The sequence below is a fragment of the Actinophytocola oryzae genome, assembly GCF_004364325.1.
In the GTDB taxonomy this organism is placed as follows: Bacteria; Actinomycetota; Actinomycetes; order Mycobacteriales; family Pseudonocardiaceae; genus Actinophytocola; species Actinophytocola oryzae.
Genome location: NZ_SOCP01000001.1, coordinates 479152 through 494528, shown reverse-complemented (window position 1 = coordinate 494528; position 15377 = coordinate 479152). Strand labels below are relative to the sequence as shown.

The following is a 15377-nucleotide window of genomic DNA, read 5'->3' as shown; positions in this document are numbered from 1 at the left end:
CCTCCGGTTCAGCGGTCGCCGAGGGCGACGGCTTCGAGCTGGTCCAGCACGCGTTCCTCGACGAGGTCGGCCAGCGCGCGGACCGTGCGGGCGGCGAGCACGTCCCTCGGGGTCAGGTCGAGGGAGAACGCGGCGTTGACGCGTGCGGTCACGCCGAGGCTCGACAGCGAGTCGCCGCCGAGGGCGACGAAGCTGTGCCCGACCCCGACGCGGGGCAGCCCGAGCACCTCCGCCCAGATGTCGGCCACGACCTGCTCGGTCGCGGTGCCGGGCGCCTCGTAGGAGGCGACGAACGGCACGTGGTCGGGGTCGGGCAGCGCGCGGCGGTCGAGCTTGCCGCTCGAGGTCAGCGGCAACGCGTCCAGCGGGACGATCGCCGAGGGCACCATGTGCTCGGGCAGCGTGGCCGCGGCCGCCGCCCACAGGCCCGCGCGGTCGGCCGTGCTCGGCGTGACGTAGGCGACGAGCCTGCCGTCCCTGGCGAGCACCGCGGCCTCGCCGACGCCGGGCTGTTCGGCGAGCACGGCCGCCACCTCACCCGGCTCGATGCGGAACCCGCGGATCTTCACCTGGTCGTCGGCGCGACCCAGGTACTCGACGGCGCCGTCGCCGGTCCACCGCGCGAGGTCACCCGTGCGGTACATGCGGGCGCCCGCCTGCCCGAACGGGTCGGCCACGAACCGGCTCGCGGTCAGGCCGGGACGGTTCAGGTAGCCGCGTGCCAGCTGGACGCCGGCCAGGTACAGCTCGCCGGTGGCGCCTGGCGGGACCGGGATCAGGTCCGCGTCCAGCACGTAGAGCCGGGTGTTCCACACCGGACGTCCGATGGGGACGGTCAGGTCGCCTGCCCGGCACTGCCAGTGGGTCACGTCGATCGACGCCTCGGTCGGCCCGTACAGGTTGTGCAGCTCGGCGGCCAGCCCGGCGTGGCACTCGGCCGCGAGGTCGGGTGGCAGCGCCTCGCCACTGCACAGCACCCGCAACAGGCCCGCGCACCGCGCCAGGTCGGCGTGGGCCAGGAAGGCACGCAGCATCGACGGGACGAAGTGGACGGTCGTGACCCGCTCCCGCTCGATCAGGTCGGCGAGGTAGCCGGGGTCGCGGTGCCCGTCCGGGCGCGCCACCACCAGTGTCGCGCCGGTGACCAGCGGCCAGAAGAACTCCCACACCGACACGTCGAAGCTCGCGGGTGTCTTCTGCAGCACCCGGTCCAGCTCGGTCAGCCCGAAGCGGGCCTGTGTCCACAGCAGACGGTTGACCACGCCCTCGTGCGGGACCACGACGCCCTTCGGCTTCCCGGTCGACCCGGACGTGTAGATCACGTAGGCGGCGTCGGCCGGCGTGAGCGATACCTCCGGTGGCGTGCCGTCGCCCTCGGCGTACACCGAGGCCGGGTCGTCGACGACCGCGACGGCACCGGCGTCCGCGACGAGGAACTCGGCGCGGTCCCTCGGCAGGTCCGGGTCGACCGGCAGGTACGCGGCACCCGACGCGAGCACGCCGAGCAGCGCGATCACCAGCTCCGCCGAGCGGGGCAGGGCAACCGCGACCACCTGGCCGCGACCCGCGCCGCGGGAGACGAGGTCGCGGGCCAGGCGGTTCGCGTGGCCGTGCAGCTCGGCGTAGGTGAGCGTGCGGCCCCCGGCGACCACGGCGGGTGCGTCGGGCGTGCGGGCGGCCTGCTCGGCGAGCAGTGCCACGAGCGTCGTCACGGGCACGGGCACGGCCGTGTCGTTCCAGTCGGTCAGGACCCGAGTCCGCTCGGCCGCGGTGAGGGCGGGCACCGAGGACACCGGGCGATCCGGGTCGGCGGGCAGCTCCCGCAGCAGGTGCGTCAGGTGCCCGGCGAGGGTGTGGACCGTGGCGGCGTCGAACAACGCGGGCTCGTAGCCGAGCAGCAGCGACAGCCGCTCGCGCGGGTAGACGGTGACACTCAGCGGGAACGTGGTGCTCTCGACCGCGGCCAGCTCACCGATGCGCAGCCCGCTCAGCTCGGCGACCGGGTAGTTCTCGAAGATCACCGCGCTGTCGAGCAGGTCCACCCCGGGCGGCACGTCGCTCCACGCCCGCACGCTCGTCAGCGGGGTGTGCTCGTAGGCCTGGGCCGCCATCTGGGCGTCACGCAGCCCGCGCAGCCACTCCCCGACCGACGCGGCGCCGTCGACCGTCGCCACCACCGGGACGGTGTTGACGAACATGCCGACCATCGCGTCCACCCCGGGCACACCCGCGGGCCTGCCCGCCACGGTGGCGCCGAAGCACACGCTGCGCTGCCCGCTGTAGCAGGCGAGCAGCAGTGCCCACGCGCCCTGCACGACCGCGCCGGGGGTCAGCCGGTTGGCTCGCGCGAACGCGTACAGCGCCGCACTCTCCTCTTCGGACAGTCCACACTCGAGCCTGGCGGACGTGCTGACCTCGGTGACCGTGGACCTCGGCCGGTCGTAGGGCAGGGGCGTCGGCGCCTCGATGCCCGCGAGCACGCCACGCCAGTGCCGCTCCGCGGCGGCGACGTCCTGGTTCGCCACGTGCCGCAGGTAGCCGTTGACCGGCGGGCGTTCCGGCAGCGGCTCACCGGCGTACGCGGCGGCGACGTCGGCCAGGACGTGGAAGGCGCTCCAGCCGTCGAGCAGCACGTGGTGGAACGTCCACAGCACCGCGACCTCGGTGTCGGACAGCCGTGCGATGGTCACGCGGGTCAGCGGCGGGTGCGTGAGGTCGATGCCCTCGGCCCGGTCGTGGGCGAGCAGCTCGGCGAGCCGGGCCACGCGGTCCTGCCCCGTCCAGTCCAGCAGCCGCACCGGCAGCTCGGTCCGCGCGTGCACCAGCTGCACCGGCTCGGGCACGTCCGCCCAGACCACGGCGGCACGCAGCGCGGGTGTCCTGTCGACCACGCGCCGCCACGCCCCCGCCAGCCTGCCGGGGTCGGTGACGCCGTCGAGGACGAACGACGTCTGCTGGAAGTAGGCGCCCCGGCCGTCCTGCGACAGGCTGTGGAACACCATCGCGGCCTGCATCGGGGTGAGCGGCAGGATGTCGGCCACCTCGGGGGTGGCGAGCCGGTCGACCGCGGCCTGGTCGAGCCGCACCAGCGGGAAGTCCTTCGGTGACCGGGTGAGCGCGCTCGGCCTCGAGCACTGTGCCGCGATGTGGCGCAACGCGTCCGCCATGGCCGCCGCGAGCGCCGCGACGGTCGCCTTGTCGTGCCGGTTCGCGCTGTAGTGCCAGGTGAGCAGCAGCTCGTCCTGCTGGACCTGCCCGACGATGTCGATCAGGTGCGCGCGTGGCGCGTCGGGGTGGGCGGCCAGCTCCAGCTCGCCGGTGTCGGCGCCGAACCGGCCGAGGTAGTTGAAGCTCACGGCCGCGTCGGTCGCGAGGCCGTCCTCGCCGGTCAGGAAGCGCAGTGCGCCGTAGCCGATGCCCCGGTTGGGGATGGCGCCGAGGCGTTCCCTCGCGGCGGTGAGCGCGCCTGCCCACTCGTTGCCCGGCGTGGAAAGCACGACCGGGAACAGCGTGGTGAACCAGCCGACCGTCCGCGACAGGTCGACGCCGTCGAACAGCTCCTCGCGGCCGTGTCCTTCCAGGTGCACGAGCACCCGGTCGCGGCCGGCCCACGGGCACAGCGCGGCGGCGAGCGCGGTCAGCAGCACGTCGTTGACCTCGCTGCGGAAGACACGCGGCACGTCCCGCAGCAACGCGGCCGTGGTCTCCCGGTCCAGCGCGACCTCGACCGACCGCTCGGAGGCGGTGGTGTTGGCGCCGTCGCGGTCCCGCGGGACGGTCCCGTCCTCGCGGGCCACGGCCGCCCAGTAGTCGCGTTCGGTCGCGAAGCCGCCCGAGGCGGTGTGGTCGGCGAGGTGGTGCGCCCAGTCGCGGAACGCGGACGTGCGTGCGGGCAGCCGGATCTCGGTGCCCGCGACGGCCTGGCGGTGCGCGGTGCGCAGGTCCTCGGCGATGACCCGCCAGGACACGCCGTCCACGACGAGGTGGTGGGCCCGCAGTCGCACGCCGCGCTCGCCGATGATCCGCGCGTCGAAGAGCGGGCCGTGACCGGCCACCGCACCGTCCAGACCGGACGGCGCGTTCTCCTGGCGCCACCCGGGTTCCCGGGTGAACCGCATGCGCAGTGCGTCGTGGTGCTCGGTGAGCGCGCGCACCGCGGCGGCCAGTGCCTCGGGATGGACCGGCATGCCGAGGTCGATCGGGCACGCCTGGTGGAACCAGTCGGGGTGCACGGTGTGGCCGTCGAGGAACCAGCGCTGGATGGGGGTGAGCGGCACGTCTCCCTCGACGGGACCGTGCTCGACGAGGTGGCCGTGGGCGGGCTGGGCGTGTGCGGCCAGCCCGGCGACGGTCTGGTGGGCGAACACGTCGCGGGAGGTGAACACCAGGCCAAGCTCACGGGCGGCGGTCACCAGCTGGATGCTCAGGATGGAGTCGCCGCCGAGCGCGAAGAAGTTGTCCCGCACGCCGACCCGCGCCGCGCCCAGCACCTGGGCGAACACGACCGCGAGGGTCGCCTCGACCGGGGTCCTCGGCGGGACGTACGGCACCTCGTCCGGCACCTCCCGGACGGTGCGGCCGGTGGTCCCGGCGAGCGGCACGAGTGTCCCGAGTGGACTGTCCGGCCGCTCGGTCACGGCCACCAGCAAGGCGTCCAGGTCGTCTGCCAGCGCCTCGATGCGCGACGTGTCGAACAGGGCGGCGTCGTACTCGACGGTCAGCACGAGGTCGTCGCCCTCCGGCCAGAACTCGACCGTCACGTCGAACCGGGACGCGGGCCGGGGCAGCTGGTGCTCGGCGAGGCGCAGCTCGGCGGCCTCGCGGGTGCGCAGCAGCGGCTGGTGCAGTGCGACCGCGGCCTGCACGAGCGCGGTGCGGCTCGGGTCGCGTTGCGGGGCAAGGGCTTCCACGACGCGGTCGAACGGGACGCCGTCGTGCTCGAAGGCGGCGAGCACGGTCTCGCGCACGTCGGCGAGGAACTCGCTGAACGGCTGGTCCGCCGCGACCCGCGCACGCAGCACGACAGTGTTGACGAAGAAGCCGACCACGTCCTCCAGCTCCGCGCGTTGCCGTCCGGCGCGGACCGTGCCGACGGCGACGTCGTCCTGTCCCGTGCTCCCGGCCAGCACGGCCTGAACGGCGGCCGTGAGCGTCATGAACAGGGTCGCGTCGTGGGCGGCGCCGAGGGTGGTGAGCCGCTCGACCAGCGCCGAGGGCAGGCGGCGGCGGTGCACAGCACCCGCACCGGCACGCAGGGGCGGCCTCGGCTGGTCGGTCGGCAGGTCCAGCACCGGCAGACCGGCGAGCCGGTCGCACCAGTAGTCGAGGTCGCGGCTGTCGTCGGTGCGTGCGGCCTGCCACGCGGCGAAGTCCGGGTAGTCCAGCGGCCGGGCGGCGAAACCGGCCCGCGGTCCGCCCGCGGCCTCCGCGTAGCAGGCGGCCAGCTCGTCGAGGAGGATCGCGACGGACCAGCCGTCGGTCACGAGGTGGTGCTGGGCCAGCAGCAGGACGTGGTCGGTGTGACCGAGCCTGACCAGCAGTGCGCGGGTCAGCGGGCCGGTGCGCAGGTCGTAGGGCCTGGCCAGCTCCTTGACCAGGACCGCGTCGAGGCCCTCCTCCGGAGCCGACACGGTCCGCAGCGGCAGCGCGCCGTTCTGGTGCACCAGCTGGCACGGTCGGCCGTCGACCACGTCGAACGTGGTGCGCAGCGCGTCGTGCCGCTCGGCGAGCCGGGCCAGCGCGTCACGCAGGGCGACGTGGTCCAGTGGGCCGGTCATCCGCACGGCCGCGCCGGTGTTGTTCGCCGCGCCGCCGCGCGTGACCTCCTCCAGCCACAGCCTGCGCTGCGCGGGCGCGAGCGGCACCGGCCGGTCCCGCCGCACGAGGGGAATCGGCTCGGCCACCCGCTCCGTGCCCGGCAGCGACTCGACGAGCGTGGCGACCGTGCGGGCGTCGAAGATCGCGCGGCCGGTCACCGGGATGCCCAGCGCCCGCAGGCGTGCCTGTGCCCGCGCGGCCAGGATCGAGTCGCCGCCGAGCGCGAAGAAGTCGTCGGTGACGCCGATGTCGGCGTGTCCGAGCACCTCGGCCCAGACCGTGGCGAGCAGCTGTTCCCGGTCGTCGCGCGGTGCGACAAACCCGGCGTCGGCGACACTGCCGAACACCGGCGCGGGCAGCATGTCACGATTGAGCTTCCCGTTGGGGCTCAACGGGAAGCTGTCGAGCACGACGAACGCGGCAGGCACCATGTACGCGGGCAGCACGCGGGTGACCTGCGCACGCAGCCTGGCCGGCGCCGGGCGCCCGTCGCCGGTGGGCACGACGTAGGCGACCAGACGCTTGAGCCCGTTGTCCTCCCTGGCGACCACGACCGCCTGTCCCACGGTCGGGTCCTCGGCGAGCACCGCCTCGATCTCACCCGGCTCGACCCGGTGGCCCCGGATCTTGACCTGGTGGTCCGCCCTGCCGACGAACTCGAGGTTGCCGTCGGCGCGGCGGCGCACGACGTCCCCGGTCCGGTACATCCGCTCGCCCGCCACGCCGTACGGGTTGGGCAGGAACCGTTGCGCGGTGAGGCCCGGCCGGTCGAGGTAGCCGCGGGCGAGCCCGACCCCCGCCACGTACAGCTCGCCCGCGGTGTCGTCCGGCACGGGGCGGAGGTCCTCGTCCAGCAGGTGCACGGTCGTGCCCGGGATCGGGCGACCGATCGGCGGCGCGACCGTGGCGGGGTGCAGCGGGTCGCTCCAGCTGGTGACCACAGTGGACTCGGTGGGTCCGTAGGCGTTGACCATCTGCCTGCCCGGGGCCCACTTGCGGACCAGCTCCGGCGGGCACGCGTCGCCGCCGACGATCAGCAGGCGGAAGTCCGGCAGGTCCGCTTCGGCCACTGTGGACAGTGCGACCGGCGGGATGAGCGCGTGGGTGATCCGCCGCTCTCGCAGCACCTCGCCGAGGTGGTCGCCGAGCAGTGGCCCCGGCGGCGGCACGACGAGCGCGGCGCCGCCCGCGAAGGCCATGCACAGCTCCAGCACCGACGCGTCGAAGCTCGGCGAGGAGAACTGCAGCACCCGGTCCCCCGGCCGTACGCCGAACCGCTCGACCTCGGCGAGCGCGAACGTGGCGATTCCCTTGTGGGTCACCACGACGCCCTTCGGCCGACCGGTCGAGCCGGAGGTGTAGATGACGTAGGCGGCGTACTCCGGCCGAGGGCTCCCACCGCCGGGTGGCGTGTCCTCACCGCCCGCGTCGTCCCGCACCCAGGCGGGGTCGTCGACGACCAGGCACGGCCGCGCGTCGGCCAGCATCGCCTCGACGCGCTCGGCCGGGTACGCCGGGTCGACGGGGACGTACGCCGCACCTGCCCTGAGGACCGCGAGCTGTGCCACGACGATCTCGACGGACCTCGGCAGCAGCAGGGCGACCACCTTCTCCGGACCGGCACCGTCCGCGACGAGCTTGTGTGCCAGGCGGTTGACGCGCCGGTCCAGTTCGGCGTAGCTCAGGGTCACGTCCTGCGCGAGGACGGCCGGTGAGTCCGGGTCGTCCGCCACGCGCAGGGCGAAGAGGTCGAGCAGGGTCGTGGAACCCATGACGGTGGGGCCCTTTCGGGGAGTGTGCTGGGGTGTTGTCAGCCGACGAGGCGTTCGCGCCCGGCCAGCTTGCGTGCGAGCCTGCCGCCGACCTGGAGCCCGGCCACGCGGCCGTCGCGGTCGAGGACGAACCGGCCTGCCTGGTCGGTCACGCCGGTGTCGCAGTCGCGCATGGTGAACTCGTGTCCCGAGTGGACGGTGAGGTCCGCGAAGGGCGCGCCGTCGACGGTCAGCCGGAGGCCGCCGTTCCTGTTGTGCCGCACCGAGTACTCGAGATCACCGTTGGCGTAGTCGCCGGTGTGCTCGTCGCGGGTGGCGACCGGCGGACCGGCCACCGCGAGCGGGTCGTAGTCCTCGATGGGCAGCCCGAGCCGGGCCAGGCGGGGCGCGAGGTCGCGCCACAGCGCGAAACCGGAGCTGGAGTTGGTGGTCAGCGCGACGACGGTGCCGGTCGCGGGGTTGAGCCGCAGGTGGCAGGACGTGCCGTCGCCGTTGCCGTCGTGGCCGGCCGTGTCGCCGGACCGGTAGGTGGCGAGTCCCAGCCCCCAGCCGTCGGCGAGCCCGAACGGCTCGGCACCCGGCACCGGTGTCCACATGTCGCGGAACCCGGTCGCGAGGAGACCCCGCCCGAGCGTCACCAGGTCCAGGGCGCTGGCGGCGAACGCGCCGGCCGCGGCCTCGGGCACCCGCAGCGACTGGACCACCGGTCTGCGCCGGGCCGAGTGCCCGCTCACCAGACCGGTCGGGATGTCGCCGCCCGCGATGAAGCGCGACGGCACCCCGAGCGGGTCGAGGACCAGTGTGGTCACGGCCTCCCACCAGCTCATGCCGGTGACCGCGGTGACGGCGTGCCCGGCGAGCAGGTAGCCGATGTTGGAGTAGGAGAAGACCTCGCCGGGTCCGGTGAGGGGGCGCAGGGTGCGGCAGCAGTCCAGGACGTGCCGACGGGGCGTGACCGCACGGGTGTCGGCGGGGTCGCAGGGCAGACCGCCCGTGTGGCTGAGGACGTGTCGAAGGGTGAGCCGCGGTTCGCGCAGCTCGGGGATGAGTTCGGCCAGCGGCTCGTCCAGCTCGAGGTCGCCGTCGTCGACGAGGACCATCGCGGCGGCCGAGGTGACGACCTTGGTGATCGACCCGACGGGCACGGGCACCTCGGTGGTCATCGGTGTGCCGGTGCCGACACGGGTGAGTCCGTGGTTCCAGGTCCAGGTGGCGCCGCCGTGGTGCACGGCGAACTGCGCCCCGGGTACCCCGTGCGTGGTGACCAGCTCGGCCAAACACGCGGCGAGCAGTGAGTTCTTCATTTGTTCCCCGACTGACGATCAACGGGACGCATTTGGCGTCCACCTGATGAGACATTTCCTTGCGTCAACCACGAGCATTTCCGGGAAATTTCCCGGGCAAAGCGGAAGAAACAATTCCAGATCGGGGAGAAAAGACAGCAAGAACCAGTCAACACTAGGTTGACCTGCGTATACCTTTCTGCTTCCCCGACCAGACCGGACTATGTGGAGCGCTACCATCGGTCGACACGATGCCGTTACTTGGTGACTACGAGAGCCAAGCTAACAAGAATGAACTAGGCCCTCCAGTGACGAACGTCATCACCTTTCCGGGCGATCCACACGCCTCCGGAGAACGTATTCGAATACGCAGGCCCGCCACTCCGGTGGCGGGCCTGCGTGGAAATGCGAATTTTTACATCGAGCCGTCACCGGACGCGGAGTGCCTCGTTGAACCGGAGGTGAGAGGCACGGATCCCGTTGGTACTGAAGGACTCCTTCCTAACGCCCAGCGTTACGAAGGACGCCTTCAGTGCATTCGCGGGCTACCGGGCGAGGACGCCGGTCAGCGGGTCGTAGCGCAGGATCTCGAAGCGGGAGTCGGCGTGGTGCGCCAGGCCCTCGACCTGGACCGTGGTGACGCCGAGCTTGACCAGGTCCCTCGTGACCACCCGCAGCCACGGCACGTTGTCCCGCAGCACGGCGACCTCGTCGAGGAGCGTCCCGTCGCGACCGGCGGTCATCGAGTACGTCGGGCCGTCCGGCGGCGTGATGTCGAGCCCGCCGTCGTCGCGGATCGTGATCGTGACGACGAGGTTCCCCCGCCCGCCGTTGGCGTCACCCACGAAGTCGTAGATCGGGGCGGGCTCGTTCGCGTGGTACTTGAGCCGCCCCAGCCCCGTGACGTCCATGCCGTTGTAGAAGTTGCGGCCCTCGGTGTCCAGCCACAGGTGCGGGTTGTGGGTCTTGGAGTTGAAGTCCGGCCCTGAGTTGTACGAGATGTGCCAGTGCGGCGGGTTGTCCGCGTGCAGGGTGTTGTTGGTCTCGAACCCCATCAGGGCGAACCGGTGCCCCTTTGCCGCGGCGACCGCGGTCATCCCGGAGTCCTTCCAGATCGCGTAGCTCGCAATGAGCTGGTGCACGACCGACCGCGTCTCCCCCTCGGGCCACGCGACCGAGGCCCACGGGCCCGCCACCCGGTCGGGGTCGTTGTGCTCGATCTCGAAGTACATCCCCGGCGAGATGTCGACGGAGCTCCAGACCTGCAGGGTCGGCTGGTTGGCGTCGGCGGAGACCTGGGTCATCGGCAGCGTGAAGGAGACACCGTCGCGGCTTCGGCGCAGGTCCAGCCGCGTCTCCTGGTGGACGACGGCACGGACCGGCACGCCGGGCCAGCTGACGCGGACGTCGATCCCCGCCGCCTTCGGCCCCCGCACGAAGGTGTAGTACTCCGCCCGGCTGGCCACGGAGTAGTTGGCACCGGGCAGGATCTCGTATCCCGCCGGCAGGGTGATCTCCGGCTGGGCGGGCTCTCCCGGCCGCACCCGCACGACACGGAAGGCCGCGTAGGCAAGCTCCTGAGCAGCGGCGACTCCGGGCAGACCAAGCACGAGACCAGCGGACGCACCGGCGAGCAGCGCCCGCCGAGTCACCTTCGTGGACATATTGCCAGCTCCAACCTCAACCGGATAGTTTCCAACCATGGTGCCGGTCGAGCAGGCGGAACACCAGAGCCAAAAACTGAACGCCTGTTGAGGAGTGCGGCTACGCCGTCGGGAACCCGCCCGCTCGCAGTAGTGCGCTCGGCAGCCTGGTCTCCAGCTGCTCCTCCAACCAGCCGGCCGCCGCGATGGTCTCGTCGAGGTCGAGGTCCGTGCCGACCCCCATCCGGCCGAACAGGTAGACGAGGTCCTCGGTCGCCACGTTGCCGGTGGCCGCCGGAGCGAACGGGCAGCCGCCTGCGCCGCCGATGCTGGCGTCCAGTGTGGACACTCCGGCCTCGACCGCCGCGACCGCGTTGGCCACGCCCGTGTGCCGGGTGTCGTGGAGGTGCAGGCGCAGCGGCAGGTCCGGGCCTGCCACCTCGCGGGCCAGGGCGAGGCGTTCGGTGATGCCGGAGGGAACCGCGACGCCGATCGTGTCGGCCAGCGCCAGCTCGTCGGGCCCGGTGTCGGTGACCCGCCGGAGCACCTCACGCAGACGGCCCAGGGGGACCTCGCCCTCGAACGGGCACCCGAAGGACGCGCCGATCGTGACCGTCGTGAAGACACCCGCCGCCCGCGCCGCCGCGACCAGCGACGCGGCGGTCTCGCAGGCCTGTGCCGTGGTCATGCCCTGGTTGCGGGTGCAGAACGTGTCCGTCGCGACCACCACGACGTCGATCTCGTCCACACCGGCCGCGAGCGCCCGGTCGAGACCGCGCTCGTTCATCACCAGCCCCGCGTACCGGACGCCGTCGAACCTCGGCAGGGCGGTCATCAACTCGTCGGCGTCCGCCATCTGCGGCACCCGGCGGGGGTTGACGAAGCTCGTCACCTCCACGCGCCGGACACCGGCCCGGACCGCTCGCGAGACCAGCTCGACCTTGGCCTCGGTCGAGAGCACCTTCTCCTCGTTCTGCAGGCCGTCCCTCGGGGACATCTCCACTATCGAGACCGTCATCGCGGCGTCCGGGGACAACGGTTGCTCATCCGCCCACCTCATCCACGCAATTGCATACAACGAGCGCTGACAACTCTGACGCCCGTCTCGAAAAACTAGGGCGCCCGACAGCGGGTGTCAACGATCGTGAGACTCGTTGCATACAATCCGAACTGGACCGTCTACTGCGACGCGGAGGCCAGCGCGACGGGGGTCTCCTGGCCGGGCCAGGTGGCGGTCAGCAGGGCGCCGGTGAGTGCGGCGGCGCCGAGCCTGCGGGCGAGCGTCAGCTCGACGTCGTCCGTCACGATCAGGGTGGGGTCGTCGCCGACGACGTGTCTGATCGTGGTAACGGAGGGAGCCTCGCCGGGGGTGGCCGCGATCCTCATGCTGGGCTCGCGGCGGTCGGTGCCGCCGTCGAAGAACTCCTCGGCCTGACCCACGGCGCCGAAGACCGCGCCGGCCAGTGCCGTGACGTACACCGGGTCGCCGCAGCCGTCGTAGATCCACCGCTTGCCGAGCACCGAGTGCTCGGCGGTGCCCAGCAGCCACCCGTCGCCACCCTCCAGCGGCGCCTCGCGGTAGGTGAGCGGCACCTGGTAGACCGGGCCGTCCCCGACGCGGACCAGCGAGGTCTCGATGCCGACGACACCGGCCGGGTCGTCGAAGCGGTACGACGCCACCCGCGTCAGCTCCCCGTCCGGCTCGGCGTACCAGCCACGACCGGGCAGCCAGGCGGCCAGCAGCTCGAGCTTGGTCGGGTGCAGCGTGGCTTTGTGAAGGATCGCCATGGACGCATCGTAGTTCCATGATCATCCGGGCGGGGGCGGTCGTCCTCAAGTCGGGTCGACGTCGGGGAGCAGCTCCGCCGCGGTCCGCAGGACGTGGGCCAACGCGCCGTTCTCGCCGGCCCGCCGCCACGCCAGGTACACGAGGACCGGCGGGACCGGGTCGACGACCTCGCGGATCACCACGCCGTCCAGCGGCAGGCTCGCGACGGCGCTCGCGGTGGTGAAGTGCAGGCCGACACCCGCCGCGACCAGGGCGACGCAGGTCCACGAGTCCGGCGCGGTCTGGGCGAAGGCCGGGGCGAACCCGGCCGCGTGGCACCTCGACACGAACACCTCGCGGACCGTCGACCCGAACGACTCGGGGAAGGCGACGAACGGCTCGTCGCGGAAGTCGGTGAACCGCATGGTCTCGCGCGCGGCCAGGCGGTGGTCCGCGGGCACCGCGACCACACACCGGTCCCGCGCCACGACCCGGCTGCCCACGCCCACGGGTGCCTCCGTGAAACGCGCCAGCGCCAGGTCCGACTCGCCACGCACCAGCTCGGCCACGGCCGTCGCGCCGTAGCGGCCCGGCAGGAACACCAGGTCGATCAGCGGGTGCCGCTCCCGGACCGCACGTGCCAGCTGCCCGACCGGCCCGTGCGACGACGGCCCCGCGAAGCTGATCCGCACCCGCCCGCTGCGGCCCCCGTGTGCCGCGGCCACGGCGGCCCGTGCCGCGTCCGCCGCCGACACCATCGTGCGGGCGTGCGCCACCAGCGCCTGCCCGGCCGCGGTCAGCTCGACGCGCCGGGTCGTGCGCTCGAACAGCGGCGCGGCCAGCTCCTCCTCCAGGCCCCGGACCGTGCGGCTGAGGTAGGGCTGCGCCACGTGCAGGCGCTGCGCCGCACGCCCGAAGTGCAGGTCCTCCGCAACCGCCAGGAACGCCCGCAGCTGACGCACGTCCATCCACATCACCTCGACTTATGCGAATGGTAGATGAATCCTCCGACTACTGGTATTGGACTCGCATCAAATCCCCTGCATCCTCGACGGTATGAGCGAGACACAGGTGTCCTCGGCCGACTTCGACCTCATCCGCAGGCAGGTCCGCGACTTCGTCCGCGACAGGGTCGTGCCGCGTGAGACCGAGATCATGCGCGAGGACCGGGTACCGGACGACCTGCGCACGGCCGCCGCCGAGATGGGTCTGTTCGGCTACGCCATCCCCGACGAGTGGGGCGGCCTCGGGCTGGACCTCGTCCAGGACGTCGACCTGGCGATCGAGTTCGGCTACACGACCCTCGCGCTGCGGTCCATGTTCGGCACCAACAACGGGATCGCCGGACAGGTGCTGGTCGGCTTCGGCACGGACGCGCAGCGCGAGCAGTGGCTCCCCAGGCTCGCCTCCGGTGAGGTGGTGTCCTCCTTCGCCCTCACCGAGCCCGGCGCGGGCTCCAACCCGGCCGGCCTGCGCACCCGGGCGCGCCGCGACGGTGACGGCTGGGTCATCGACGGGCGCAAGCAGTTCATCACCAACGCACCCGTCGCGGACCTGTTCGTCGTGTTCGCCCGCACCGCCGAGCCCAAGCCCAAGGACCCCGGCATCGCCGTGTTCCTCGTGCCGTCGGACACGCCAGGTCTCAGCGTCGGCCCCAAGGACGCGAAGATGGGCCAGGAGGGCGCCTGGACCGCCGACGTGATCCTCGACGACATCCGGGTGCCCGCCGACGCGCTCGTCGGCGGCGACGAGGCGACCGGCTACCGGGCCGCCATGACGTCACTGGCCCGCGGCCGCCTCCACATCGCCGGGGTCGCGGTCGGCACCGCGCAGCGGGCACTGGACGAGTCGGTCGCCTACGCCGCGGCCAACACCCAGGGCGGCACGCGGATCGGCGACTTCCAGCTCGTGCAGGCGATGCTGGCCGACCAGCAGACCGGAGTCCTCGCGGGACGGGCGATGGTCCGGGAGGCGGCCCGTGCCTACGTCAGCGGCGAGGACCGCCGGATCGCGCCGTCGGCGGCGAAGCTGTTCTGCACGGAGATGGTCGGCAGGGTGGCCGACCTGGCGGTGCAGGTCCACGGCGGCGCCGGCTACATGCGGGACATCCCGGTCGAGCGCATCTACCGCGACGTCCGCCTGCTGCGCCTGTACGAGGGCACGAGCGAGATCCAGCGGCTCATCATCGGCGGCGGGCTGGTGCGGCGCGCGGCGGGTGCCTAGGCGCCCGGGATCCTGCGGACGAGCATCTCCTGCGCGGCCGTGGCCACCAGCTCGCCCTTCACCGTGAACAGGTTCGCCCTGCCGACGGCACGGGCACCGGCCGCGGCGGGGCTGCGGCTGTCGTGGAGCAGCCAGTCGTCTGCGCGGCCGGGGCGCTGCAGCCAGATGCTGTGGTCGAGGCTCGCGGTGCGCACCTGCTCGCGGGCCACGCGGTGCCGGTTGAACGCGCCGTGCAGGATGCTGAAGTCCGACAGGTAGACCAGCATCGCCTGGTGCAGAAGGGGATCGTCGGGCAGCGGCGCGGCGACCCGCAGCCACACCGACGACTCCGCCGCGCCGGGTTCCTGCGGGCACGCACGCAGGTCGACCGCACCCGCGCGGGCCGGACCGTCGGAGGAGATGAGGAACGGGGTGCGGGCGGGGAGATCGTCGGGCGCCGGCCGGTCGGGCATCGCGTCCTGGTGGGTGAGCCCGTCCTCGGGCAGGTGGAAGGACGCGGTCATCGACGTCACGACCTCGTTGTCCTGCAACGCGTCCACGCGCCGCACGGCGAAGGACCGCCCGTCCCGCAACGTGGTCACGGCGAACCGGAACGGCACGTCCTGGCGCCCGGCACGGACGAAGTAGGCGTGCAGCGAGTGCGCGACCGAGGGCGGCGCGACGGTCATGGTCGCCGCGACGACGCTCTGGGCGAGCATCTGCCCGCCGAAGACGCGGTTCTCGGGCACGGAGGTGCTGTGCCCGGTGAACGTCGACTCCGACAGCCGCTCGACCGCGAACGTGCCGACCAGCTCGTCCACCGCCGCCACGCCGGAGCGCCACGCACGCCACTCCGCGAGGTCGGTCCGCTCACTCATGACCCGGGATCCTA

Annotated in this window: 7 protein-coding genes and 1 pseudogene; 1 reads left to right on the top strand and 7 read right to left on the bottom strand. The window is 72.6% G+C overall.

From position 1 onward, the window contains the following. Window positions 1-8 precede the first annotated feature (8 nt). The 6 genes and pseudogenes from CLV71_RS02080 to CLV71_RS02055 form a co-directional block, all read right to left on the bottom strand. Window positions 9-7577 (bottom strand): annotated as a pseudogene (locus CLV71_RS02080) (amino acid adenylation domain-containing protein); the annotation flags it as partial. Window positions 7578-7627: 50 nt separating this feature from the next. Further along, a complete protein-coding gene (locus tag CLV71_RS02075) occupies window positions 7628-8893 on the bottom strand; it encodes a serine hydrolase domain-containing protein (RefSeq protein WP_133900805.1) in 1266 nt (421 codons plus the stop codon). Window positions 8894-9417: 524 nt separating this feature from the next. Next, window positions 9418-10536: a hypothetical protein gene (locus tag CLV71_RS02070; protein ID WP_133900804.1), complete on the bottom strand. Its 1119-nt coding sequence runs from the start codon at window positions 10534-10536 to the stop codon at window positions 9418-9420. A gap of 100 nt (window positions 10537-10636) precedes the next feature. Beyond that, window positions 10637-11575 carry a hydroxymethylglutaryl-CoA lyase gene (locus CLV71_RS02065; protein ID WP_243866179.1) on the bottom strand — a complete coding sequence of 313 codons (939 nt, stop codon included), beginning with the start codon at window positions 11573-11575 and terminating at the stop codon, window positions 10637-10639. 119 nt (window positions 11576-11694) lie between these two features. Further along, the gene (locus CLV71_RS02060; RefSeq protein ID WP_133900803.1) at window positions 11695-12303 is read right to left on the bottom strand and encodes a CG0192-related protein; all 609 of its coding nucleotides are present in this window, start codon (window positions 12301-12303) and stop codon (window positions 11695-11697) included. 45 nt (window positions 12304-12348) lie between these two features. Further along, the gene (locus CLV71_RS02055) at window positions 12349-13251 is read right to left on the bottom strand and encodes a LysR family transcriptional regulator (protein ID WP_166663881.1); all 903 of its coding nucleotides are present in this window, start codon (window positions 13249-13251) and stop codon (window positions 12349-12351) included. Between the two features lie 88 nt (window positions 13252-13339). Between CLV71_RS02055 and CLV71_RS02050 the strand changes: the two genes are divergently transcribed. After that, window positions 13340-14506 carry an acyl-CoA dehydrogenase family protein gene (locus CLV71_RS02050; RefSeq protein ID WP_133900801.1) on the top strand — a complete coding sequence of 389 codons (1167 nt, stop codon included), beginning with the start codon at window positions 13340-13342 and terminating at the stop codon, window positions 14504-14506. Here the strand turns inward: CLV71_RS02050 and CLV71_RS02045 are convergent. Continuing rightward, window positions 14503-15363, bottom strand: coding sequence for an acyl-CoA thioesterase (locus CLV71_RS02045; RefSeq protein WP_133900800.1), 861 nt, complete (start codon window positions 15361-15363; stop codon window positions 14503-14505). The genes CLV71_RS02050 and CLV71_RS02045 overlap by 4 nt on opposite strands. Between the last annotated feature and the right edge of the window lie 14 nt (window positions 15364-15377).

Bases quoted from the DNA above. Each gene is read 5' to 3' on its own strand.
- CLV71_RS02075 (WP_133900805.1), bottom strand. From the start codon at position 8,893: ATGAAGAACTCACTGCTCGCCGCGTGTTTGGCCGAGCTGGTCACCACG.
- CLV71_RS02070 (WP_133900804.1), bottom strand. From the start codon at position 10,536: ATGTCCACGAAGGTGACTCGGCGGGCGCTGCTCGCCGGTGCGTCCGCT.
- CLV71_RS02065 (WP_243866179.1), bottom strand. From the start codon at position 11,575: ATGAGGTGGGCGGATGAGCAACCGTTGTCCCCGGACGCCGCGATGACG.
- CLV71_RS02060 (WP_133900803.1), bottom strand. From the start codon at position 12,303: ATGGCGATCCTTCACAAAGCCACGCTGCACCCGACCAAGCTCGAGCTG.
- CLV71_RS02055 (WP_166663881.1), bottom strand. From the start codon at position 13,251: ATGGACGTGCGTCAGCTGCGGGCGTTCCTGGCGGTTGCGGAGGACCTG.
- CLV71_RS02050 (WP_133900801.1), top strand. From the start codon at position 13,340: ATGAGCGAGACACAGGTGTCCTCGGCCGACTTCGACCTCATCCGCAGG.
- CLV71_RS02045 (WP_133900800.1), bottom strand. From the start codon at position 15,363: ATGAGTGAGCGGACCGACCTCGCGGAGTGGCGTGCGTGGCGCTCCGGC.